This is a genomic window from Pseudomonas sp. PGPR N4 (assembly GCF_059693665.1).
Window position 1 is genome coordinate 567,178 of the sequence record NZ_JCAUKV010000001.1, and the last position, 20,390, is coordinate 587,567.

The following is a 20,390-nucleotide window of genomic DNA, read 5'->3' on the forward strand; positions in this document are numbered from 1 at the left end:
TCACCCTTCGCATTCGGAAGTCTAGCCATGTCCTTGCGCCACTTGAATATTGCCACTCGCTCTTACTTGAGTTTCAGCCTGATCGCCGCACTGGTGGTGATCCTCGGCGTGTTTTCCATCAACAAGATCTCCACCATGCGCGAAGCGGTGGTGTACACCGAACAGGTGACCAACGTCGGCACGCGCTACCTTGGCGAAGTGCGCAGCCACATGCTGGGGCTGCGTATCATCACCATGCGCATGGCCATCGCCCGTCAGCCTGCACAACTGGCGCCCACCCTGGCGCGCCTGGAGGAGCTCAAAGGCCTGCTGGACAAGGGTCTGCAGGGCTACAGCGCGGTGATGCCGGCGCAGGCCAAGCCGGTGTTTGCCGAGATGCAGCAATTGATCAGCCAATATCGGGTACTGCTCGACCAGTACAAGGTCTTGTCCGATCAGAATCGGCTGGAGCCGATGCAGGGCATGCTCAGCGGCACCATGCAGGATATCTCCACCCGCACCGGAGAGCTGTATGACAGCCTGGTCAAGCTCAGCAGCGAGGCGGCCGCCGCACATACCGCCGAGGCCCGCGAGGACTATCAGCGCGCCTTGTGGCTGACTGCGAGCGTGGTCGGCCTAGTACTGCTCCTGACAATCAGCCTGGCCTGGCTGCTCACCCGCAGCATTGTCAGCCCGCTACGTGCGGCGATTGCCGTGGCCCAGGACATCGCCGCCGGTGACCTGTCGCAGGCGGTGGTGGCTAGCGGCAACGATGAAGCCAGCCAGTTGATGCGTGCACTGGCGGCCATGCAGGCCAGCCTCAAGGATGCGCTGCGCTTGATCGGTGACTCGTCCCAGCAACTGGCAGCAGCCAGTGAACAGATGTCGGCGATCACTCGGCAGACCTCCACTGACCTCAGCCGGCAAACCGACGAGATCCAGCAAGCCGCTACGGCAGTTACCGAGATGAGCGTGGCGGTGGAAGAGGTGGCGCGCAACACCGTCAGCACCTCGAGCATTTCACGCGAGTCCGAAGAAGCGGCCCAGCGCGGGCGCGAGCGGGTAGCCGAAGCCATTCGCTCGATTGGCAAGATGCGCCATGACGTGCAGGAGGCCTCGGCGCAGATCGAGGCGTTGTCGGTGCAGTCGCAGGAGGTGGGCAAGGTGCTGGATGTGATCGGTGCGATTGCCGGGCAAACCAATCTGCTGGCGCTCAATGCGGCCATCGAAGCCGCACGGGCCGGTGAGGCTGGCCGAGGCTTTGCGGTCGTAGCCGATGAAGTCAGAGCGCTCGCGGCGCGTACCCAAAGCTCGACGCTGGAGATCGAGGAAATGGTCAATGCCATCCGCACCGGCACCGCGCGGGTGGTCGACTCGATGCTCAGCAACAGTCAGCAGGTTGCGCATACCCTCGAAGTGGCGCAGTTGGCCGGCGAGGCGCTGGATGAGATCACCAACGGCGCCTCGACCATCCACGAGCGCAACCTGGTAGTGGCCAGCGCCACCGAAGAGCAGGCGCAAGTCGCGCGCGAGGTTGATCGCAACCTGCTGAACATCCGCGATCTGGCCCTGCAGACCTCGGAAGGCGCCGACCAGATCAGCGCAGCCAGCCAGGAACTGGCCAACCTGTCGATTGGTTTGAACGGGATGATGAAACGCTTTCAGCTGTGAAACACTCCAGCCATTAAAATAAACCGCCCTCAGGCCAGCATTACATCGTTTTTCAGCGCTGCTGGCCTTCCCTATAGTCCTCGCATACCCAAACGGAGCACCAACGTGCTCCCTTGATGCGAGACTGGCTATGAACAACAAGAAAACCCTCGACGCCAAGGTCGGCGCCGGCACCCGCGTAGTGTGGGGCGGCGAGCAGGTCAGCCACCCTTACAACGCTACCCAGACACCGATCGTGGCCAGCGCCGCCTATGGCTACGACGATATCGATACCTGGTATGACGTGGCGCTGGGCAATCAGCCTGGGTTTATCTACAGCCGCATGAGCAACCCCACCGTTGCCGTGCTTGAAGACAAGCTGTGTGCACTGGAGGCCGCCGAGTCCGCAGTCGCCTTCAGCTCTGGCATGGCCGCCATCAGTGGCGTGCTGCACAGCCTGCTGGCCTGTGGCCAACGGGTGGTGTCGACCCGCGACAGCTATGGCGGCACCAACAAGATCTTCGAAGAGTTCCTGCCGCGAATGGGTGTTGAGGTAACCCTGTGCGACACCTACGACACCGAGGCCATCGAGCGAGAGATCGCCCGTGGCTGCAACGTGGTGTACCTGGAAACCCCCACCAACCCGACCCTGAAGGTGCTGGACATCCGCCGCCTGGTCGCAGCGGCCAAGCGGGTAGGGGCGCTGGTGGTGGCGGACAATACCTTCGCCACGCCGTTGAACCAGAACCCGCTGGCGCTTGGCGTTGACGTGGTGGTGCACAGCGCGACCAAGTTCCTCTCCGGCCACGGCGATGTGCTGGGCGGTATTGCCTGCGGCGCTGAAGCACTGATGAGCAAGGTGCGCCACTACCGCGAAATCAACGGTGCTGCGCTGGACCCGTTCTCGGCCTACCTGATCATCCGCGGGATCAAGACGCTGGCCCTGCGCCTGCGTCAGCAGCAAGCGAGCGCCCAGGCGCTGGCGGAGTACTTGTGCACCGAGCCTTTGGTCGAAGCAGTCAACTACCCGGGCCTGGCCCAGCACCCTGGGCATGCCATTGCCCGCGCGCAGATGCGTGGCTTTGGCGCGATCGTCAGCTTCGTGCTCAAAGGTGGCATGCGCGATGTAGCGCAGTTGCTGCCGCTGCTCAAATACGCCCACCGTGCCGGCAACCTGGGTGCGGTCGAAACCATCTATGGCCCGGCGCGCACCACCAGCCATGTTGAAAACACCCTGGAAGAGCGTCAGGCACTGGGCATTTCCGAAGGCCTGGTGCGCATCTCGGTCGGTATCGAAGACACCGCCGACCTGCTCGCGGACCTGCGTGATGCCTGCACCGTGTTGCGCGAGCGACAGCGTACGCAACCTCAGTGCACTGCAGTGCACGCCTAGCGTGAGCTCAAGGCCTGGCGATAAAAACGTCGCCAGGTCGCTTCATGAAAACCGACAATAACAACAACTGCTGGCTGCCGAACTCACCGTGGCGTCATCGCGGCGGGACGGGTTCGCCATCACTTTCATGAGAATAAAACCATGCACTCTGAGCACAATGACGCACAGGCCGGCAGCGGCCCTGCGTTCAACAAAGACATGCAAACCCGCCACATCGTCATGCTGGCGTTGGGCGGTGTGATCGGCACCGGCCTGTTCCTCACTTCCGGCTACACCGTCAACCAGGCCGGCCCGCTGGGCGCAGTGATCGCCTACATGATTGGCGCGGTAATGGTCTATCTGGTCATGGTCTGCCTGGGCGAGCTTGCCGTGCAGATGCCGGAAACCGGCTCGTTCAGCAGCTACGCCACCCGCTACCTGGGCCCCGGCACCGGCTACACCGTAGCCTGGCTGTACTGGCTGACCTGGGCGGTGGCCATCGGCTCGGAGTTCACCGCAGCCGGCATCCTGATGGTGCGCTGGTTCCCGGAAACGCCGGTGTGGATCTGGAGCGCGCTGTTTGCGTTGGCGGTGTTCATCAGCAATGTGGTGTCGGTGCGGCTGTTTGCCGAAACCGAATTCTGGCTGTCGCTGATCAAGGTCCTGACCGTGGTGGTGTTCATCGCCATCGGCGCTGGCGCGATCTGCGGGCTGTTCGATGTGCAGCATGCGCAGGGCGCGGGGCTGAGCAACTTTACCCGTGAAGGGTTGTTCCCCACCGGCTTCCTGCCGATCGCCATGACCTTGCTGGCGGTGTCGTTCGCGTTCTCCGGGACCGAGCTGATCGGCATTGCCGCAGGAGAGGCGGCCGACCCGCAGACCAGTGTGCCGAAGGCGATCCGCACCACCATCGTGCGTCTGGCGCTGTTCTTCGTCGGCACCATCTTCGTGCTCGCCACCTTGCTGCCGCGCGAACAGGCCGGCCTGGTCGAAAGCCCGTTCGTGCTGGTGTTCGAGCTGATCGGCATTCCGTACTCGGCCGATATCATGAACTTCGTGATCCTCACCGCGCTGCTGTCGGCGGCCAACTCCGGCCTGTATGCCGCCTCGCGGATGCTCTGGACCCTCAGCGATCAGGGCCATATGCCCAAGTGCTATGCACGCCTGTCGCGCCGCGGCACGCCGGTCAACGCGATCATCCTGAGCATGGCCGGGGCCGTGGCCTCGTTGCTCAGCAGTGTGTTGGCGCCGGATACCGTGTACCTGGCACTGGTGTCGATTTCGGGGCTGGCCGTGGTGGTGGTATGGATGAGCATTGCCGCCAGCCAGATTGCCTTCCGCCGCCACTACGTAGCCAACGGCGGCCGGGTCGAAGACCTGCACTTTCGCGTGCGCGGCTATCCTTGGGTACCCCTGGGCGCGATCGCTTGCTGCCTGCTGGCCTGTATCGGCATTGCCTTTGACCCGGCGCAACGGGTAGCGCTGTACTTCGGCCTGCCGTTCATAGCCTGGTGCTACTTCGTCTACTGGGTGACCCGCAACAAACGTGCGCAGCGCCTGCGCGCCGAGGCTGGCGTGCAGCGTCCGGCTAGCGCCGCCTGAGCCGCACAAGCGATAGTGCACGCAGTCAATTGCCGAAGAGGTTACGCCGATGAATCAAAAAACCCTACCGCCGCTGAATTGGCTGCGGGCGTTCGAAGTGTCGGCGCGTTACCTCAACTTCACCCACGCGGCCGAGGAGCTGTGCCTGACCCAAGGCGCGGTCAGCCAGCAGATCCGCCAGCTGGAGAGCCACCTTGGGGTCGCGTTGTTCAAGCGCCTGCCACGCGGGCTGGGCCTGACCGAAGAAGGCCAGTCCTACCTGCCAGTGGTGCAGGACGCCATCAGCCGGCTGGCGGTGGGCACCAACGAGATCTTCGGCCACAACCAGCGCCGCCCGGTGAAGGTGCGTGGCAGCTTGAGTTTTCTGCAGTACTGGCTGGCACCGCGGCTGGCGGATTTTTGCCGAGAGCACCCGCTGATCGACATCCGTTTCATCAGCAACCTGTGGGTGAAAGAGCCTGACGGTGAAGATGACCTGGAGATCCGTTGGGGTGCCGGCAGTTGGCCGGGGCTGGTGTCGCAGCGCTTGACCTGGGATGTGCTGCAACCGGTCTGTTCGCCGGCGCTGCTCGCCGCCGCTCCCCTGCAACACCCGCGCGACCTGGCCCGGCATGCGCTGCTGCATGTGCTGGGTTATGAAGAGGGCTGGGGCTATTGGCTCAAGCGAGTCGGTGCCGATGCCGTGGATTACTCGCGCGGTTTGCAGTTCGACACCATGGTTTCCACCTTGCGCATGGCCGAGCTGGGCCAGGGCGTGGCCTTGGCGCGCTCATCCATCGTCGAGGATCTGCTCGCGTCTGGCGCGCTGGTCGCGCCGTTCAGCCAGCGTATCGAAGCCAGCGAATCGTTCTATCTGGTCCGCGCCCAGGGCGAAACCCTGAGCGCCGAGGCCGCCGCATTTTCCACCTGGCTGGTGGCACAGGCCCATCGCCATTTGTAGACCTTATCGCGTAGCTCTTATCAGGAGTAACCATGCATTACGTAAGCACCCGCGGCGCAGCTGGGCTGGCCGATTTTCGCCGGGTAGTGCTCTCCGGGCTTGCCGACGATAGCGGCTTGTTCGTGCCCCAGGCCGTGCCGCAATACACTCCAGAGCAGATCGGCAGCTGGTCGTGGCTGCCGTTCGACGAGCTGGTCTGGCGGGTGGTCTCGCCCTACGTGGGCGGAGCAATGGACGAAGCTGCGTTGCGCGCGCTGCTCAGTGACAGCTACCGCGACTTCGATCATCGGGCGATCACGCCGTTAAGGCAGATCGGCCATAACGAATGGATTCTGGAGCTGTTCCATGGCCCGACGCAGTCGTCCAAGGACTTTGCTGCGCAGTTGCAGGCGCGCCTGGTTGCGCACTTTCTGCCGCAACAACAGGGCAGGGCGCTGGTGATCGGTGCCACCAACGGCGAGACCGGGCTGGCCGCGATCGAGGCCTTTGCTGGCTGCGCCAACGCTCAACTGGCCGTGTTGTACCCCGAGCAGGGTGTGCCGCCGGCGCAGTTGGCGGCCTTGCACCAGGCAAACCCGCAACAGGTCGCGCTGATCCCGGTAGCGGGCAGTTTTGACGACTGTCAGACCCTGGTGTCGCGCCTGCTGCGCCAGTGGCCGTTGCCTGAGGTGACGCCGATCTGCTTCAACTCGACCAACTGGGTCGGGGTGCTGGCGCAGATCGTCTATTACTTTCACGCCGCGCTGCAGCTTGGCGGCGGCACGCGGCCGGTGGCCTTCAGCGTACCCGCGGCGAGCTTTGCCGAAATCTACGCAGGCTACATCGCGCAGAAGATGGGCTTGCCGATCAACCAGGTGATCGTTTCGACCAACAGCAACGACGCCCTGCATCACTTCATCCAGCGCAACCGCTACTCGACCCGGCAAAGCAGCCGCACCTCGTCGCCGGCGATGGACTTCTCGCTGTACTCAAACCTCGAGCGGTTTATCTGGGAGCTGTACGACCATGATGGCCATGCGGTGAGGGCGTTGATGGAGCACTTCGAGGCGTGCGGTGAGCTGAGCATCGGCAATCAGCAATGGTTACGGGCGCGGGTGCTGTTCGACTCACATGCTGTTGAGGAGCTGCAGATTCGCGAAGAGGTCCTGCGCTTGTTTGCCGAGACCGGCGCGGCGGTTGATCCACATACTGCCGTAGGCGCTTTGTCTGGGCGGATTCAGCGACGCAGCCTGGGCGCGCCGATGGTCACCCTCGGGCAAATCGCGCCGAGCAAATCGGCTGGCCTGCTGGCGGAGCTTGGGGTGTGGCCTGGCCCGGTTGCCGCCCTGGCCGAACCGGACGAGGTGCGCACAGGCCTGCAAACGGGCGATCTGGCCAGCTTGATCCAGGCGCTGCGCCAAGCAACGCAGGCGCGGCCATGAAGCGCATTCTTGATCCACTGGACGAACATATCCTGGCCGAGCTGACCGCCAATGCGCGTATCGGCCACGCCGAGCTGGGCGCCAAGGTCAATCTGTCGCGTAACGCGGTGCGCCAGCGGATCGAGCGGCTGGAGCGCGATGGCGCGATCCAGGGCTATACCATCCGCCACGGCGACTCGCGGCGGGCCTCGTCATTGATCAGCGCGGTGATCTTTGTCTACCGCTATGACCGCATGCGCGGCGCCGATGTGCTGGCCGGCTTGCGCGGCATTCCCGAGGTGGTCCAATGCGAAGTGCTCAGCGGTGAGTTCGACCTGATGCTGCGGGTCAATGCCGCCTCGCCCGAGCGTGTGCACATGGTCTGGAAAGAGATCGCCGGCATGTCCGGGGTGGAAAACACAGTGACCTCGTTCGTGCTCTCGGCCGAGCACTGAGGCGAGCAAAACGACCAACAAATGCAGCATTCTGACCAATTCAACTGACTGCGGTGAACACTTAGGCTGACTCCATCAAACAACGCCTGAGAGCAACGCAGACATGACTGAATATAAAATTGCATTGGTGGGTTTTGGTGGGGTCAACCGTGGCCTGGCGCAACTGGTTGCCGAACGTAATGCCTGCTGGCAGGCAAGTTTGGGTTTCAGCCTTAAGATCGTTGGCGTCAGCGATATCTTCCTTGGCTCGATCGTCAACCGCGACGGTCTCGATGCCGCCCAACTGGTGGCCCTGCCAGCCGAGAAAGGCGCCTTTGCCAAGCTGCACGGTGGCACCTCCGAAGCTTTCACCGAGACAGTGATCAAGCAATCCGGCGCTGACATCATCGCGGAGGCGACTTTCACCAACCCTGTCGACGGCGAACCCGCCACCACCTTCTGCCGCTGGGCGCTGGAAAGCGGCATTCATGTGGTCACCACCAACAAGGGCCCGATTGCCCTGCACGGCAGTGAGCTCAAGGCGCTGGCGCAGCGCAACAACGTCGCTTTCGAGTACGAAGGCTCGGTCATGAGCGGTACGCCGGTGATTCGCCTGGCCAGGCAAGCGCTGGCCGGCGCTGAAGTGCAAGGTTTCGAAGGCATCCTCAACGGCACCTCCAACTATGTTCTGACCCGCATGCAGGAAGGCCTGAGCTTTGCTGCGGCGGTCGCCCAGGCGCAGCAACTGGGCTACGCCGAAGCTGACCCAAGCGCCGACGTCGATGGCTATGACGTGCGCTTGAAAGTGGTGATCCTCGCCAACGAACTGCTCAACGCCAAGCTGCAGATCAGCGACGTGGCCTGCTCGGGTATCAGCAACATCAGCGCTGAAGACATCGCCACCGCCAGCCGCAATGGCCAGTGCTGGAAGCTGATCGGTGCGGCCCAGCGCCAGGCCGATGGCTCGGTGCAAGCCAGCGTCGCTGCACGTTTGTTGCCACTTAGCCATCCACTGGCCGGCATCAGCGGGGCAACCAATGCGGTCTCGTTCACCACTGAGCTGGTCGGTGCAGTCACGGTGTCCGGCCCGGGTGCAGGCAAGATCGAAACCGCCTTTGCCTTGCTCTCGGACATCGTCGCCATCCACACCAGCCAGCAGCAGTAAGCGGAGAGCAGCCATGAGCGTAGCCAGCAAGGTCAATGTGCAACGGGTCGAAGCGCAGCAGATCGATGTGTTCAGCCCTTATGACGGCCGCTTGATCGGCAGCGTGCCGTGCCTGGATGCCAGTGCGGTGCCGGCCATCCTCGAGCGTGCCCGCCAAGGTGTGCGCCAGGCCGCGGCAATGCCGCGCCATCAGCGCGCACGTGTGTTGGAGGAGGCGGCGCGGCGGGTGCAGGAGCAAGCCCAGGCGTTTGCCCAGTTGATCGTCGCCGAAGCCGGCAAGACCTTGCGCCAGGCCGAGAAAGAGGTCAAACGCTGCATCAACACCCTCAAACTGTCGGCTGAAGAGGCGCGGCGCAATGCCGGTGAGGTGGTGCCGTTCGAGGCCTATGAGGGCTCTGAATCGCGCCAGGGCTGGTTCAGCCGAGAGCCGTTGGGGTTAATCGTCGCGATCACACCGTACAACGACCCGCTCAATCTGGTCGCACACAAGCTCGGGCCAGCGATTGCCGGTGGCAATGGGTTGATCCTGAAACCGTCCGAACTGGCGCCGCTGTCGGCCCTGAAACTGGTCGAATGCCTGCTGCAGGCGGGTTTACCGGACTCGGTGGTCACTGCCGTGACCGGTGGTGTCGAGTTGGGCAAGGCGCTGGTCGAACTGCGCGAGGTGCGCATGGTGTCGTTCACCGGCGGCTTTGTTACCGGCGAGTCGATTGCCCGCAGTGCTGGCCTGAAAAAGCTGGCGATGGACCTGGGCGGCAACGCACCGGTGCTGGTGTTGGAAGACTGCGACCTGGAACCCACGGTCGAGTCGTGTGTCTCCGGGGCGTTCTGGGCGGCGGGGCAGAACTGCATCGGCACCCAGCGGATCTTGGTGCAACGGCCGATCTATGAAGCGTTCCGCGCACGCTTTGTCGCCCAGGCACAGGCCTTGCTGCTGGGAGACCCGGCCCTGCGTGAAACCGATGTCGGGCCAATGGTGACCGAACAGGCTGCACGCCGCACTGAACAGTTGGTCAACGAGGCGCTCAGCGAGGGTGCGCAGCTGCTCTGCGGTCACCAGCGCAAGGGCGCCAGTTACGCGCCAACGGTGCTGGAGCAGGTCAGTCATGCAAGCCAGATCTGGCAGCAAGAGGTGTTTGCGCCGGTGGTGATTCTTGAGCCGTTCGACCAGCTGGACGAAGCAGTGGCGCTGGCCAACGCTCCGGAATACAGCCTGCACGCCGGAGTGTTCACCCGTGACCTGGCCAAGGCGTTGAAGCTTGCCAGGCAGATCGAAGCGGGTGGGGTGATGATCAATGATTCGTCGGACTATCGCTTCGATGCCATGCCCTTTGGCGGCTTCAAGTACGGCAGCCTCGGTCGGGAAGGGGTGCGCTTCGCTTATGAAGATATGACCCAGCCGAAAGTGGTGTGCATCAACGATCTGGGCTAACCGCAGCGCGCTGCCCTGCGCTGGTTCGGCGACAGGGTAGCGTGATGTGCAGAGCAGATCCGACGAACGGTAGGTGACTTAGATCTCGACTTTTGATGTATTGAAATCGGTTTCATAACCCGTCTCAAACAATAATCACAAGAGACCTCAGATGACCGATACACCGTCCAGCCCGCGTGAGCGGGTCACCATCAGCCAGGTTGCACGGGTCGCCGGCGTATCCAAGGCGACCGTGTCGCGTTATATCGGTGGCGACCGTCAGTTGCTCGCCGATGCTACTGCGCAGCATCTGGCCGAGGTCATCGAGCGTCTTGGCTACCGGCCAAACCAGATGGCCAGGGGCCTCAAGCGCGGCCAGACGCGCCTGATCGGCATGCTGGTCGCCGACATTCTCAACCCCTATTCAGTGGCCGTGATGCGCGGCGTTGAAACTGCCTGTCGCGAGCACGGCTACAGCCTGGTGCTGTGCAACACCAACCGCGATGACGAGCAAGAGAGCCATCACCTGCGCGTGCTGCAGTCCTACAACGTCGAAGGGCTGATCGTGAACACCCTCGGCCACCACCAGGGCGAGCTGCTGGCGTTGCACCGGGATATCCCCATGGTGCTGGTCGACCGTCAGGTGCCGCAGCTCAATGCCGACATGGTCGGGCTGGATAACGCCGACGCAGTCGAGCAGGCGCTGGACCACCTGCAGGCTCGCGGCTACCGCGACATTCTGGCAGTCAGCGAGCCGCTGGATGGCACCAGCTCGCGACTGGAACGGGTGCAAGCCTTTACCGCATCGATCAATCGCCGCCCCGGCATGCGCCAGCAGATCCTCGAGTGTGCGGCTGATTTGCCCGCATGTCTGGGCAATTTCCTCGGTGCCAGCGGGCATGGCCCGCAAGCGATTTTCACCTTCAACGGCGTGGCCACCCTGGCCGTCACTCGCGCCTTGCACCAGCGCGGCTGCAGATTGTTCGAGGATGTCGGCCTGATCGCCCTCGACGAACTCGACTGGCACCCATTGGTCGGCAGCGGCATCACCGCGCTGGCGCAACCTACCGAACGCATCGGCGCGTTGGCTTTCAACTGCCTGCTTGAGCGGTTGCGAGGCGGTAACGCTGCTGCGCAGCGCATCGACCTCAAGGCCGAACTGATCATTCGCGGATCGACCAACCCCCGTATTTGACCAACGGAGTCACGTCCGTTTGCGTTGCATCGAAATGAAACCGGTTTCATAAGGACAATAACAATGCGCTCGAACCCCGTTTCCATCAGCCTTTCCAGCTACGGCGCCGACTTGGTCCGCCAGCGTGGCCAGGCCAGTTTCGTGCCGATGCTGGCTGCGGCCGGCGTCAATCGAGTGGAGCTGCGCGAAGAACTGTTCGCCAGCCCGCCGGACTGCCCGCAGCTGTCTGCCGCAATCCGCACCTCAGGTATGGAATGCCTGTATTCCTCGCCGCTGGAGCTGTGGCTGGAGGACGGCCAATTGAACCCGGCGTTGCCTGCCAAGCTACAGACCGCCAGGGCCGTGGGCGCGGTGGCACTCAAGGTGTCCCTTGGTCACTATCAGCCGCGCTGTGACCTGACGGCGCTGGCTGCGCAACTCTCGGCGGATGGCCCAGTGCTGCTGGTTGAAAACGACCAGACTGCGCACGGCGGGCGAATCGAACCGATGCTGCAGTTTCTTCTGCGCTGTGAATCCATCGCACTGGCGCTGGGCATGACTTTCGATATTGGCAACTGGCGCTGGCAGGGTGAGTCGGCGGTTCAAGCCGCTCACGAGCTGGGCCGCTGGGTGCGCTATGTGCACTGCAAGGCGGTCGAGCGCCAGGCCAATGGCCGCCTGGTCGCAGTGCCGCCACGCGCAGCCGATCTGCTGGCCTGGGAGCAGATGTTCAGCGAGTTCAGCCCGGCAGTGGTGCGCGCGGTCGAGTTTCCTCTGGTCGGTGACGACCTGTTGGCGGTAACCCGCGCCCAGGTCAACAACCTGGCTCGGCTTGCACTGACGGCGGAGGTGAGCCATGCCTGACCATGACGTGTTGTGCTTTGGCGAGACCATGGCCATGTTCGTCGCCGAACAAACCGGTGAACTGGCGCAGGTCGGCCAGTTCGGCAAACGCATTGCCGGTGCCGACAGCAATGTTGCGATCGGTTTGTCGCGGCTGGGCTTCAAGGTGCGTTGGCTGAGCCGGGTCGGCAATGACTCGTTGGGCCGCTTCGTGCTGGACAGCCTGCTCAAGGAGGGCCTGGATTGCTCGGCGGTGCAAGTCGACCCTGAGCATGCCACCGGCTTTCAGCTCAAGGCCCGCTGCGATGATGGCAGCGACCCCGCCGTCGAATATTTCCGCCGCAACTCGGCTGCCAGTCATATGTCGCCGCAGTTGCTGAACGCACAGTTGACCAGCGCCGAGCATCTGCATGCCACCGGCATTCCGCTGGCGCTGTCGGCCGGCTGCCGGGCGTTGTCGCATGGCCTGGTCGACGCCATGCGCAGCGCTGGCCGGAGCATCTCGTTCGACCCCAATCTGCGCCCATCGTTATGGCCTGACCAGGCCAGCATGATCCGCGAGGTCAACGCGCTGGCAGTCAAAGCCAACTGGGTGCTGCCAGGCCTTGAAGAGGGCCGTTTGCTCACCGGTCGACAAAGCCCAGCTGACATCGGCGCGTTTTATCTGCAGCAAGGCGTCGAGCTTGTGGTGATCAAGCTGGGCGGCGAGGGCGCTTATTTCTGCAGCGCGGACGCTGAGGGCTGGGTGCCGGCATTCGCTGTTGCGCAGGTAGTCGACACCGTCGGCGCGGGCGATGCCTTTGCAGTGGGCGTGCTCAGTGGCCTGCTGGAAGGCTACCCACTGGGTGAAGCGGTTGCCCGCGGCAATTGGTGCGGCAGCCGCGCGGTGCAGTCGCGCGGGGATATGGAAGGCCTGCCGCTGCGCAGTGAACTGGAACTGTACAACCGGCGCAGCTGCGCCTGAAACGCTGATCGCCGGTTAGCCGGCACCTGGTGCAACAAAAACAACCAAGCTCAGGAGCACACCTCATGCAAACGACCAGCCTCGCGCGTCGCCGGTGGTGGTACATCATCCCGATCGTGTTCATTACCTACAGCCTGGCCTATCTGGATCGCGCCAATTACGGCTTTGCCGCAGCCTCCGGCATGGCCGACGACCTCAAGATCACCCCGGCCTTGTCGTCCTTGCTCGGTGCGTTGTTCTTTCTCGGCTACTTCTTCTTTCAGGTGCCCGGGGCGATCTATGCGGAAAAACGCAGCGTCAAGAAGCTGATCTTCGTCAGCCTGATCCTCTGGGGTGGGCTGGCGACGCTGACCGGGATGATCAGCAATGTGTACTTTCTGATCGCCATCCGCTTCCTCCTCGGGGTGGTCGAGGCGGCAGTGATGCCGGCGATGCTGATCTACCTGTGCCATTGGTTTACCCGCGCCGAACGCTCGCGGGCCAACACCTTCCTGATGCTCGGCAACCCGGTGACGATCCTGTGGATGTCGGTGGTGTCGGGCTATCTGATCAAGCATTACGACTGGCGCTGGATGTTCATCATCGAAGGCCTGCCGGCGGTGCTCTGGGCGTTTATCTGGTGGCGCCTGGCGGCGGACAAACCGGCCCAGGTGAGCTGGCTCAGCCAGCACGAGAAGGACCAGTTGCAAGCGGCGCTGGCGACTGAGCAGCAGGGCATCAAACCGGTGAAGAATTATCGCGAGGCGTTCCGCTCGCCGCAGGTCATCGTGCTGTCGTTGCAGTACTTCTGCTGGAGCATCGGCGTGTACGGCTTTGTACTGTGGCTGCCGTCGATCCTCAAGCAGGCCGCCAATGTCGATATCGTCACGGCGGGCTGGTTGTCATCGGTGCCGTATCTGGCGGCAGTGCTGGCCATGGTCGGCGTGTCGTGGGCCTCGGACCGGCTGCAGAAGCGCAAGCGCTTCGTCTGGCCACCGCTGCTGATCGCCGCGCTGGCGTTCTACGGCTCGTATGCGCTGGGTAGCGAGTACTTCTGGTGGTCATACGCCCTGCTGGTCCTGGCCGGAGCCTGCATGTATGCGCCATACGGGCCGTTTTTCGCGATCGTGCCGGAGATTCTGCCGAGCAACGTCGCAGGCGGGGCCATGGCCTTGATCAACAGCATGGGCGCACTGGGCTCGTTCGGTGGCTCGTGGCTGGTGGGCTACCTGAATGGCGCCACCGGCGGGCCAGGCGCCTCTTACCTGTTCATGTGCGGTGCGCTGCTGACGGCGGTTGCCCTCACGGTCGCACTGCGTACATCCCAGGCTCAGCCCAAGCGTCGCGCTGGCGGCCTGGCACTGAATCATTAAGGAATTGCCATGAAAAAGACCATAGTCCTCTACAAGCGCTTGTCCGATGATTTGCTCGGCCGCCTGCGCGAGCAGGCCGAAGTGATCTTCGTCGACACCGCGCAGGCGGATGGCCTGGCCCGTCTGCGCGATGCCTTGCCCCACGCCCATGGCCTGCTCGGGGCCAGCCTGCGCCTGGACAGCAGCCTGCTGGACCTGGCACCGCAACTGGAAGCGGTGGCCAGCGTCTCGGTGGGGGTCGACAACTACGACATCGCTGACCTGACCCGACGCGGCATCGTCCTCACCAATACCCCCGATGTGCTTACCGAAACCACCGCCGATACTGGCTTTGCCTTGATCCTGGCGACGGCGCGCAGGGTGGTCGAACTTGCCAGTTGGGTGCGGGCAGGGCACTGGCATGCCAATCTGGGGCCAGCTCACTTCGGCACCGATGTGCACGGCAAGACCTTGGGCATCGTTGGTATGGGCCGCATCGGTGAAGCACTGGCCAAGCGTGCGGCTGCGGGGTTTGGCATGCGCGTGGTGTATCACAGCCGTCAGCCCAAGCCTGCCGTCGAGGCCCTTTATGGCGCCGCTTGTCGCAGCCTCGACGGGTTGCTGCAGGAATCGGATTTTGTCTGCCTGACGGTGCCGTTGAGTGCCGCGACCGAGGGTTTGATCGGCGCGCGGGAACTCAGCCTGATGAAACCCGAGGCCATTCTCATCAACATTTCCCGTGGCCGGGTGGTGGATGAAACCGCGCTGATCGAAGCGCTACGTGAGCAGCGCATTCGCGGGGCCGGGCTGGATGTGTTCGTCAAAGAGCCGTTGGCGGCGGATTCGCCTTTGCTGCAACTGGACAACGTAGTGGCGACGCCGCACATCGGCTCGGCGACCCACGAAACCCGCCAGGCCATGGCCCGCTGCGCGGTAGACAACTTGCTCTGTGCGTTGGCTCACCAGCGCCCACAGAATCTGGTCAATCCGCAGGTTTGGGCAATGCGCTAGCCGGCATTGCTGGGGGCGCAAAGCGCCCCGACGTTCTAGGGCCAAACTCACTGTCGTGCTGAAACCAATTGACATATGTTATTTGTGATCACATATTGAAGCCATAACAACGCCAATATGTGAGTCTGCCCATGACTGATCGCCCAACCCTCCTGCCGGTAATGCGCCAGGTGTCGCGCGACACACTGCAGGACCAGGTCTACCGCCAGATCCGTGAAGCGCTGATGAGCGGCCGCTTTCAGCCCGGCCAGAAGCTGACCATCCGCGGCCTGGCCGAAGCCTTGGGTTCAAGCCCGATGCCCGTACGAGAGGCGCTCAACCGCCTGAGTGCCGAAAACGCTTTTGAAGTCACTGAAACAGCCCGCCTGCGGGTGCGCATGATGACGCCGGAGCGTCTGCGCGAAATCCGCGACGCGCGGGTAGCGCTGGAAGGCTTGCTGGCCGAGAAAGCCGTGGTGCTGCTGACCCAGCGCGACCTGACCGAGATCACCCAACTCTGCGAACAGATGCAGCACGCCGCTGACAACGTCGATGTGGCGCGTTATCTGTGGACCAACTTTGCCTTTCACCGGCGCATCTACGCTGTGGCCAACGCCGAGTTGACCGTCGCCGCGGTGGAGAACTTCTGGCTGCACATGGGCCCATGCTTTGCCCTGGTCGCGCCGGACAAGGCTCACCTGCAACGCTCGATGGAGGCGCACAACCGCATCGTCGAAGCCTTGCAGGCCGGTGATGGCGCCGCTGCGCGGGCGGCGGTCACCGACGACATCATGCAGGCGGCCGACTCGCTGGCACGCCTGATCGTCAAGAGCGACCGTTCGAGGTCGCCTGCTTCAGGAGTTAAAAAAGCATGAGCGTTCTGAACCGACTGATTCCCTATAGCGGCCTGCGCGTATTGATCTCTGGCGGCGCCGCCGGCATCGGCGAGGTGCTGGCTGCGGCGTACATGGAGGCCGGCGCCAAGGTGCATGTCTGCGATGTCAGCGAAGCGGCCCTCGCGGCGTTTCGTGATCGCTACCCGAATAGCCTGGCAACCAAGGCCGATGTCGGCGACCCAGCGCAGATCGAAGCCGTGTTCAAGGTCCAGCGCGAGCAGTTCGGCGGCCTCGATGTGCTGATCAACAACGCCGGGATCGCCGGGCCGACGGCGGGCATAGACGCCGTCACCGACGAAGAATGGCAGCGCACCGTCGATATCAACCTGACCGGGCAATACCGCTTCGCCCACCATGCGGTGCCGCTGCTCAAAGCCTCGCCGAATGCCCACCTGATTCACATCGCCTCGGTGGCGGGGCGCCTTGGCTATGCCTGGCGTACGCCTTATGCCGCCACCAAATGGGCGATCGTTGGGCTGATGAAGTCTCTGGCCAGCGAGCTGGGCGAGAGCGATATCCGCGTCAACGCCTTGCTCCCGGGCATCGTCGAAGGGCCACGCATGGACGGCGTGATTCGCGCCCGGGCCGAGCAATTGAACGTGTCTGAGGCGGCGATGCGTGACGAGTACCTGCAGAAGATCTCGCTCAAGCGCATGGTCACCGCCGAAGACGTCGCTGCCATGGCGCTGTTCCTGTGTTCACCGGCGGCACGCAACGTGACCGGCCAGGCCATCAGCGTGGATGGCAACGTCGAGTACCTGTAACGGCTCGACCCCTCATGCAGTAACGGCGGGGCTGCAGCCCTGCTGCTGACGTATTCACTTTCTCACCAAGAACAAGAATGGAGAAATTCGCATGTCCAGAAAACGCCCGATCATCATTACCTGCGCGGTCACTGGCGCTATTCACACGCCGTCGATGTCGCCGCATCTGCCGATCACCCCGCAGCAAATTGCCGATGCCGCCATTGGTGCCGCCGAAGCCGGCGCTGCCATCGTCCACCTGCATGCACGTGACCCGATCGATGGCCGGCCCAGCCAGGACGTCGACCTGTTCCGCCAGTTCTTGCCGCAGATCAAGGCCAAGAGCGACGTCGTCATCAACATCACCACCGGCGGTGCGCCAACCATGGGCGTTGAAGAGCGCCTGCAGCCGGTGGCTCAGCTCAAGCCGGAGCTGGCCTCACTGAACATGGGCTCGATGAACTTCGGCCTGTACGAAATGCTCGAGCGCTTCACCGAGTTCAAGCATGACTGGGAGCGGCCATACCTGGCAGAAAGTGACGACCGGATCTTCCGCAATACCTTCCGCGACATCGCCCACATACTCAACGCCTGTGCCGAGAACCGCACCCGCTTCGAAATCGAGTGCTACGACATCGGCCACCTGTATACCGCCGCGCATTTCCTCCAGCGCGGCCTGCTCAAGGCACCGATATTCATCCAGTCGGTGTTTGGCCTGCGCGGCGGTATCGGTGGCCACCCGGAAGACCTTGCGCACATGCGCCGTACGGCTGATCGGCTGTTTGGCGACGCTTATCAGTGGTCGATCCTGGGCGCCGGGCGCAATCAGATCCCGCTGGGTACCATGGGCCTGGCAATGGGCAGCCACGTACGGGTTGGCCTGGAGGATTCGTTGTGGGACGGCCCGGGCCAACTGGCCGCATCCAATGCCGACCAGGTCAAACGCATCCGGACAGTGATCGAAGCGCTCGGCGCGCGCGTAGCAACGCCGGATGAAGCCCGGGAAATGCTCGACCTCAAAGGCCAGGACAAGGTCGACTTCTAGCCCCGGCGTCACCTCGCGGATTCTGTGCAGCGGGGCGTTGGGCCCGGCTGCCGGCACCTTCAGCATTCACCGGCTACTCAAGCCATGAGGTTTGTGCGATGACAATTACAAGAAACATCGATAGCGCTGCCACACCCCGTGATTCAGCCACGCTGAACAAGGTCATCTTCATCAAGCTGATGCCGTTGCTGATTGCGGCGTACATCCTGAGCTTTCTCGACCGCACCAACATCGCTTTGGCCAAGCATCAGCTGGATGTGGATCTGGGCATTTCGGCGGCGGCCTATGGGCTGGGCGCCGGCTTGTTCTTTCTGACCTATGCGCTGTCGGAAGTACCCAGCAACCTGATCATGCACAAGGTCGGCGCGCGCTTCTGGATCGCCCGCATCATGGTGACCTGGGGCCTGATTTCGGCCGCGATGGCGTTTGTTCAGGGCGAAACCTCGTTTTACATCCTGCGTCTGCTGCTGGGTGTGGCCGAGGCGGGGCTGTTCCCCGGCGTGATGCTCTATCTGACCTATTGGTTCGGCCGCGAGCAACGTGCGCGGGCGATTGGCTACTTCCTCCTGGGTGTGTGCTTCGCCAATATCATCGGCGGCCCGCTGGGCGCGTTGCTGATGCAGCTGGACGGCGTCTGGGGCTGGCGTGGTTGGCAGTGGATGTTCATGCTCGAAGGCCTGCCGGCGGTGTTCTTCGCCTATGTCGTGTGGACGAAGCTGCCGGACCGGCCGAGCAAGGCGCCGTGGCTGAGCCCGGCTGAAGCCGAGCAGATCGAACGCGGCCTGGCGGCTGAGCAGGAGGAAGGTGCAGGGCAGGGCGGCCATTCGCTCAAGCAGTGCCTGACGCCGCAGATCTTCCTGGCGATCCTGGTGTACTTCTGCCATCAGATCACGGTGTATACGGTGATCTTCTTCCTGCCGGGGATCATCGGCAAATACGGCGAGTTGACCACGCTGCAGATCGGCTTGCTGACCTCGCTGCCGTGGATCGCCGCAGCCGTGGGTGCCATGGCGCTGCCGCGTTTTGCCACAACCCCGCAGCGGGCGCGGATGATGCTGGTGTGCGGGTTGCTGACCATGGCCGCCGGGCTGGGTATCGCCTCGCTGGCAGGGCCGGTGCTGAGCCTGCTGGGCTTCTGCCTGTCGGCGCTGATGTTCTTTGTGGTGCAGTCGATCATCTTCCTGTACCCGGCGTCACGCCTCAAAGGCGCTGCACTGGCCGGTGGGCTGGGCTTCGTCAACTCGTGTGGGCTGTTGGGCGGCTTTGTCGGCCCGTCGGTGATGGGCCTGATCGAGCAAACGACAGGTAACGCCATGGACGGGATGAAAATCATCGCGGTGATCCTGGTGCTCGCCGCGCTGGCTGCCCTGCGCCTGCGTCAAGGGCATGAGCGCAAGGTCCCCAAGGCTGAAGCGCATGGACGCCGACAGGTAGTTTGAGTCCACGCTGGGCTGCTCTGGCTGACGTTGCCGGCCAGAGCAGCCCTTTTGCGGTTGTAACCTTGGACTATTTGTCTTTGACCTGCTCGAACGACTTGGCCATGTCTCTGGCCCAGCCATCGAGTACCGCTTTCACATCCTTGGTCTGCATGACCTGGTCGGCGTTATCCAGTTCGGCGCCTGTACCTTTGCGCACCACCTGCGCCACCACTTTGTTGTCGGCCGCGTCGATGAAGGCCGCTTCAGTGGCGAGGCTGGTGTCCTGATCACGGATGCCGGTCGCGGTGCTCACGCCGGCTGCGATCAAGGCAATCGGGATCACTTCATAGGCTTGCAGGCTCTTGGTGCTCGCACTCACCCCAGTAATCGCCGGCCGCACGATCAACACCCCCGGGCCTGGTCCCTTGGCCAACGGCATGACCTTGGCCATTTCCCGCTGCAGGGCCTGATCGTAATACTGGGTGATGCCTTGCAGGGTGCTGGCGGGGATCTTGGCCGTGGGCTGCGGCTTTGGATACAGCTGGCTCGGTTCGATATAGACCTTGGTGTAGCGGCGTGCATCGAGCTTCGGATCGACCCAGCGCATCACCGGCGCACCGGAAGGTGAAGTCTCCTGCTTGAGCAAACTGTAATCCTTGAGGAATCCGGAATACTGGTTGGACTCGACGTACTTGCTGGCACAGCCAGACACTGCAAGTGTTGCCACGCACAACGCGGTCAGCAGTAACTTTGACTTCATGTTGTTGCTCCTTGTGGACCGATCTCGGACGAGATCACACTGCCGAGGGGGAATCGCCACGTCGCGCGGCCTTTCACACTATCCAGCTGCAGCGTTGCGATTGGTGTGAAACAGGGTGGTGCGAGTTGCCCTGTGGCCCGCATTGCTCATGTAATGAGCGCAGCCGAGTCCAGTACATGACAGCGCTGTTACTTGGCACACCTGGGCAACCGTCAATCAGCATAGTCCAGCCATGCGTAAGTAAAGAGTTGGGCTAGGATTAGCTGGAACAGG

General features: G+C 63.0%; 18 protein-coding genes. 17 read left to right on the forward strand and 1 reads right to left on the reverse strand.

What is annotated here, in order from left to right:
* Window positions 1–27 precede the first annotated feature (27 nt).
* From AC58X1_RS02530 to AC58X1_RS02610, 17 genes are all read left to right on the forward strand, one after another.
* The gene (locus AC58X1_RS02530) at window positions 28–1,650 is read left to right on the forward strand and encodes a methyl-accepting chemotaxis protein (protein ID WP_497428234.1); all 1,623 of its coding nucleotides are present in this window, start codon (window positions 28–30) and stop codon (window positions 1,648–1,650) included.
* Between the two features lie 130 nt (window positions 1,651–1,780).
* On the forward strand, window positions 1,781–3,022 hold the full coding sequence (locus tag AC58X1_RS02535; RefSeq protein WP_150569312.1) for a cystathionine gamma-synthase family protein: 1,242 nt from the start codon (window positions 1,781–1,783) through the stop codon (window positions 3,020–3,022).
* A gap of 141 nt (window positions 3,023–3,163) precedes the next feature.
* A complete protein-coding gene (locus tag AC58X1_RS02540) occupies window positions 3,164–4,603 on the forward strand; it encodes an amino acid permease (protein WP_101319213.1) in 1,440 nt (479 codons plus the stop codon).
* A 49-nt stretch (window positions 4,604–4,652) separates the two neighbouring features.
* A complete protein-coding gene (locus AC58X1_RS02545; RefSeq protein WP_101319216.1) occupies window positions 4,653–5,543 on the forward strand; it encodes a LysR substrate-binding domain-containing protein in 891 nt (296 codons plus the stop codon).
* Window positions 5,544–5,575: 32 nt separating this feature from the next.
* Entirely contained in the window at window positions 5,576–6,964 is a 1,389-nt protein-coding gene (gene thrC / locus AC58X1_RS02550) for a threonine synthase (RefSeq protein ID WP_497428235.1), read from the forward strand.
* The gene (locus tag AC58X1_RS02555; RefSeq protein ID WP_401180467.1) at window positions 6,961–7,398 is read left to right on the forward strand and encodes an Lrp/AsnC family transcriptional regulator; all 438 of its coding nucleotides are present in this window, start codon (window positions 6,961–6,963) and stop codon (window positions 7,396–7,398) included. Before thrC ends, AC58X1_RS02555 begins: the two co-directional genes overlap by 4 nt.
* Before the next feature lie 103 nt (window positions 7,399–7,501).
* Window positions 7,502–8,542: a homoserine dehydrogenase gene (locus AC58X1_RS02560; RefSeq protein WP_497428236.1), complete on the forward strand. Its 1,041-nt coding sequence runs from the start codon at window positions 7,502–7,504 to the stop codon at window positions 8,540–8,542.
* Window positions 8,543–8,555: 13 nt separating this feature from the next.
* Window positions 8,556–9,974, forward strand: coding sequence for an aldehyde dehydrogenase family protein (locus tag AC58X1_RS02565; RefSeq protein WP_497428237.1), 1,419 nt, complete (start codon window positions 8,556–8,558; stop codon window positions 9,972–9,974).
* Window positions 9,975–10,125: 151 nt separating this feature from the next.
* On the forward strand, window positions 10,126–11,148 hold the full coding sequence (locus tag AC58X1_RS02570; protein ID WP_497428238.1) for a LacI family DNA-binding transcriptional regulator: 1,023 nt from the start codon (window positions 10,126–10,128) through the stop codon (window positions 11,146–11,148).
* Between the two features lie 63 nt (window positions 11,149–11,211).
* Window positions 11,212–11,991: a sugar phosphate isomerase/epimerase family protein gene (locus AC58X1_RS02575; protein WP_497428239.1), complete on the forward strand. Its 780-nt coding sequence runs from the start codon at window positions 11,212–11,214 to the stop codon at window positions 11,989–11,991.
* Entirely contained in the window at window positions 11,984–12,934 is a 951-nt protein-coding gene (locus AC58X1_RS02580; RefSeq protein ID WP_497428240.1) for a sugar kinase, read from the forward strand. The genes AC58X1_RS02575 and AC58X1_RS02580 overlap by 8 nt, the downstream gene beginning before the upstream one ends.
* Before the next feature lie 65 nt (window positions 12,935–12,999).
* Window positions 13,000–14,286 carry an MFS transporter gene (locus AC58X1_RS02585; RefSeq protein WP_497428241.1) on the forward strand — a complete coding sequence of 429 codons (1,287 nt, stop codon included), beginning with the start codon at window positions 13,000–13,002 and terminating at the stop codon, window positions 14,284–14,286.
* A gap of 9 nt (window positions 14,287–14,295) precedes the next feature.
* Window positions 14,296–15,276, forward strand: coding sequence for a 2-hydroxyacid dehydrogenase (locus AC58X1_RS02590; RefSeq protein WP_497428242.1), 981 nt, complete (start codon window positions 14,296–14,298; stop codon window positions 15,274–15,276).
* A 131-nt stretch (window positions 15,277–15,407) separates the two neighbouring features.
* Window positions 15,408–16,130 (forward strand): GntR family transcriptional regulator, encoded by a 723-nt coding sequence (locus tag AC58X1_RS02595; RefSeq protein WP_207074078.1) that lies wholly within the window; start codon window positions 15,408–15,410, stop codon window positions 16,128–16,130.
* Window positions 16,127–16,915, forward strand: coding sequence for an SDR family oxidoreductase (locus tag AC58X1_RS02600; protein ID WP_497428243.1), 789 nt, complete (start codon window positions 16,127–16,129; stop codon window positions 16,913–16,915). Before AC58X1_RS02595 ends, AC58X1_RS02600 begins: the two co-directional genes overlap by 4 nt.
* 91 nt (window positions 16,916–17,006) lie before the next feature.
* Window positions 17,007–17,939, forward strand: a complete 933-nt coding sequence (kce, locus tag AC58X1_RS02605) for a 3,5-dioxohexanoate:acetyl-CoA acetone transferase (RefSeq protein WP_101319241.1) — start codon at window positions 17,007–17,009, stop codon at window positions 17,937–17,939.
* A 98-nt stretch (window positions 17,940–18,037) separates the two neighbouring features.
* Window positions 18,038–19,378 carry an MFS transporter gene (locus AC58X1_RS02610; protein WP_101319243.1) on the forward strand — a complete coding sequence of 447 codons (1,341 nt, stop codon included), beginning with the start codon at window positions 18,038–18,040 and terminating at the stop codon, window positions 19,376–19,378.
* A 67-nt stretch (window positions 19,379–19,445) separates the two neighbouring features.
* Here the strand turns inward: AC58X1_RS02610 and AC58X1_RS02615 are convergent, their stop codons facing one another.
* A complete protein-coding gene (locus tag AC58X1_RS02615; protein ID WP_497428244.1) occupies window positions 19,446–20,117 on the reverse strand; it encodes a DUF3313 domain-containing protein in 672 nt (223 codons plus the stop codon).
* Window positions 20,118–20,390 lie beyond the last annotated feature (273 nt).

Excerpts from the sequence above, each read along its gene's own strand:
- AC58X1_RS02545 (WP_101319216.1), top strand. The coding sequence starts at position 4,653 with ATGAATCAAAAAACCCTACCGCCGCTGAATTGGCTGCGGGCGTTCGAA.
- AC58X1_RS02570 (WP_497428238.1), top strand. The coding sequence starts at position 10,126 with ATGACCGATACACCGTCCAGCCCGCGTGAGCGGGTCACCATCAGCCAG.
- AC58X1_RS02580 (WP_497428240.1), top strand. The coding sequence starts at position 11,984 with ATGCCTGACCATGACGTGTTGTGCTTTGGCGAGACCATGGCCATGTTC.
- kce (WP_101319241.1), top strand. The coding sequence starts at position 17,007 with ATGTCCAGAAAACGCCCGATCATCATTACCTGCGCGGTCACTGGCGCT.
- AC58X1_RS02615 (WP_497428244.1), bottom strand. The coding sequence starts at position 20,117 with ATGAAGTCAAAGTTACTGCTGACCGCGTTGTGCGTGGCAACACTTGCA.
- AC58X1_RS02530 (WP_497428234.1), top strand. The coding sequence starts at position 28 with ATGTCCTTGCGCCACTTGAATATTGCCACTCGCTCTTACTTGAGTTTC.
- AC58X1_RS02560 (WP_497428236.1), top strand. The coding sequence starts at position 7,502 with ATGACTGAATATAAAATTGCATTGGTGGGTTTTGGTGGGGTCAACCGT.
- AC58X1_RS02575 (WP_497428239.1), top strand. The coding sequence starts at position 11,212 with ATGCGCTCGAACCCCGTTTCCATCAGCCTTTCCAGCTACGGCGCCGAC.
- AC58X1_RS02585 (WP_497428241.1), top strand. The coding sequence starts at position 13,000 with ATGCAAACGACCAGCCTCGCGCGTCGCCGGTGGTGGTACATCATCCCG.
- AC58X1_RS02540 (WP_101319213.1), top strand. The coding sequence starts at position 3,164 with ATGCACTCTGAGCACAATGACGCACAGGCCGGCAGCGGCCCTGCGTTC.
- AC58X1_RS02555 (WP_401180467.1), top strand. The coding sequence starts at position 6,961 with ATGAAGCGCATTCTTGATCCACTGGACGAACATATCCTGGCCGAGCTG.
- AC58X1_RS02600 (WP_497428243.1), top strand. The coding sequence starts at position 16,127 with ATGAGCGTTCTGAACCGACTGATTCCCTATAGCGGCCTGCGCGTATTG.
- AC58X1_RS02590 (WP_497428242.1), top strand. The coding sequence starts at position 14,296 with ATGAAAAAGACCATAGTCCTCTACAAGCGCTTGTCCGATGATTTGCTC.
- AC58X1_RS02610 (WP_101319243.1), top strand. The coding sequence starts at position 18,038 with ATGACAATTACAAGAAACATCGATAGCGCTGCCACACCCCGTGATTCA.
- AC58X1_RS02595 (WP_207074078.1), top strand. The coding sequence starts at position 15,408 with ATGACTGATCGCCCAACCCTCCTGCCGGTAATGCGCCAGGTGTCGCGC.
- thrC (WP_497428235.1), top strand. The coding sequence starts at position 5,576 with ATGCATTACGTAAGCACCCGCGGCGCAGCTGGGCTGGCCGATTTTCGC.
- AC58X1_RS02565 (WP_497428237.1), top strand. The coding sequence starts at position 8,556 with ATGAGCGTAGCCAGCAAGGTCAATGTGCAACGGGTCGAAGCGCAGCAG.
- AC58X1_RS02535 (WP_150569312.1), top strand. The coding sequence starts at position 1,781 with ATGAACAACAAGAAAACCCTCGACGCCAAGGTCGGCGCCGGCACCCGC.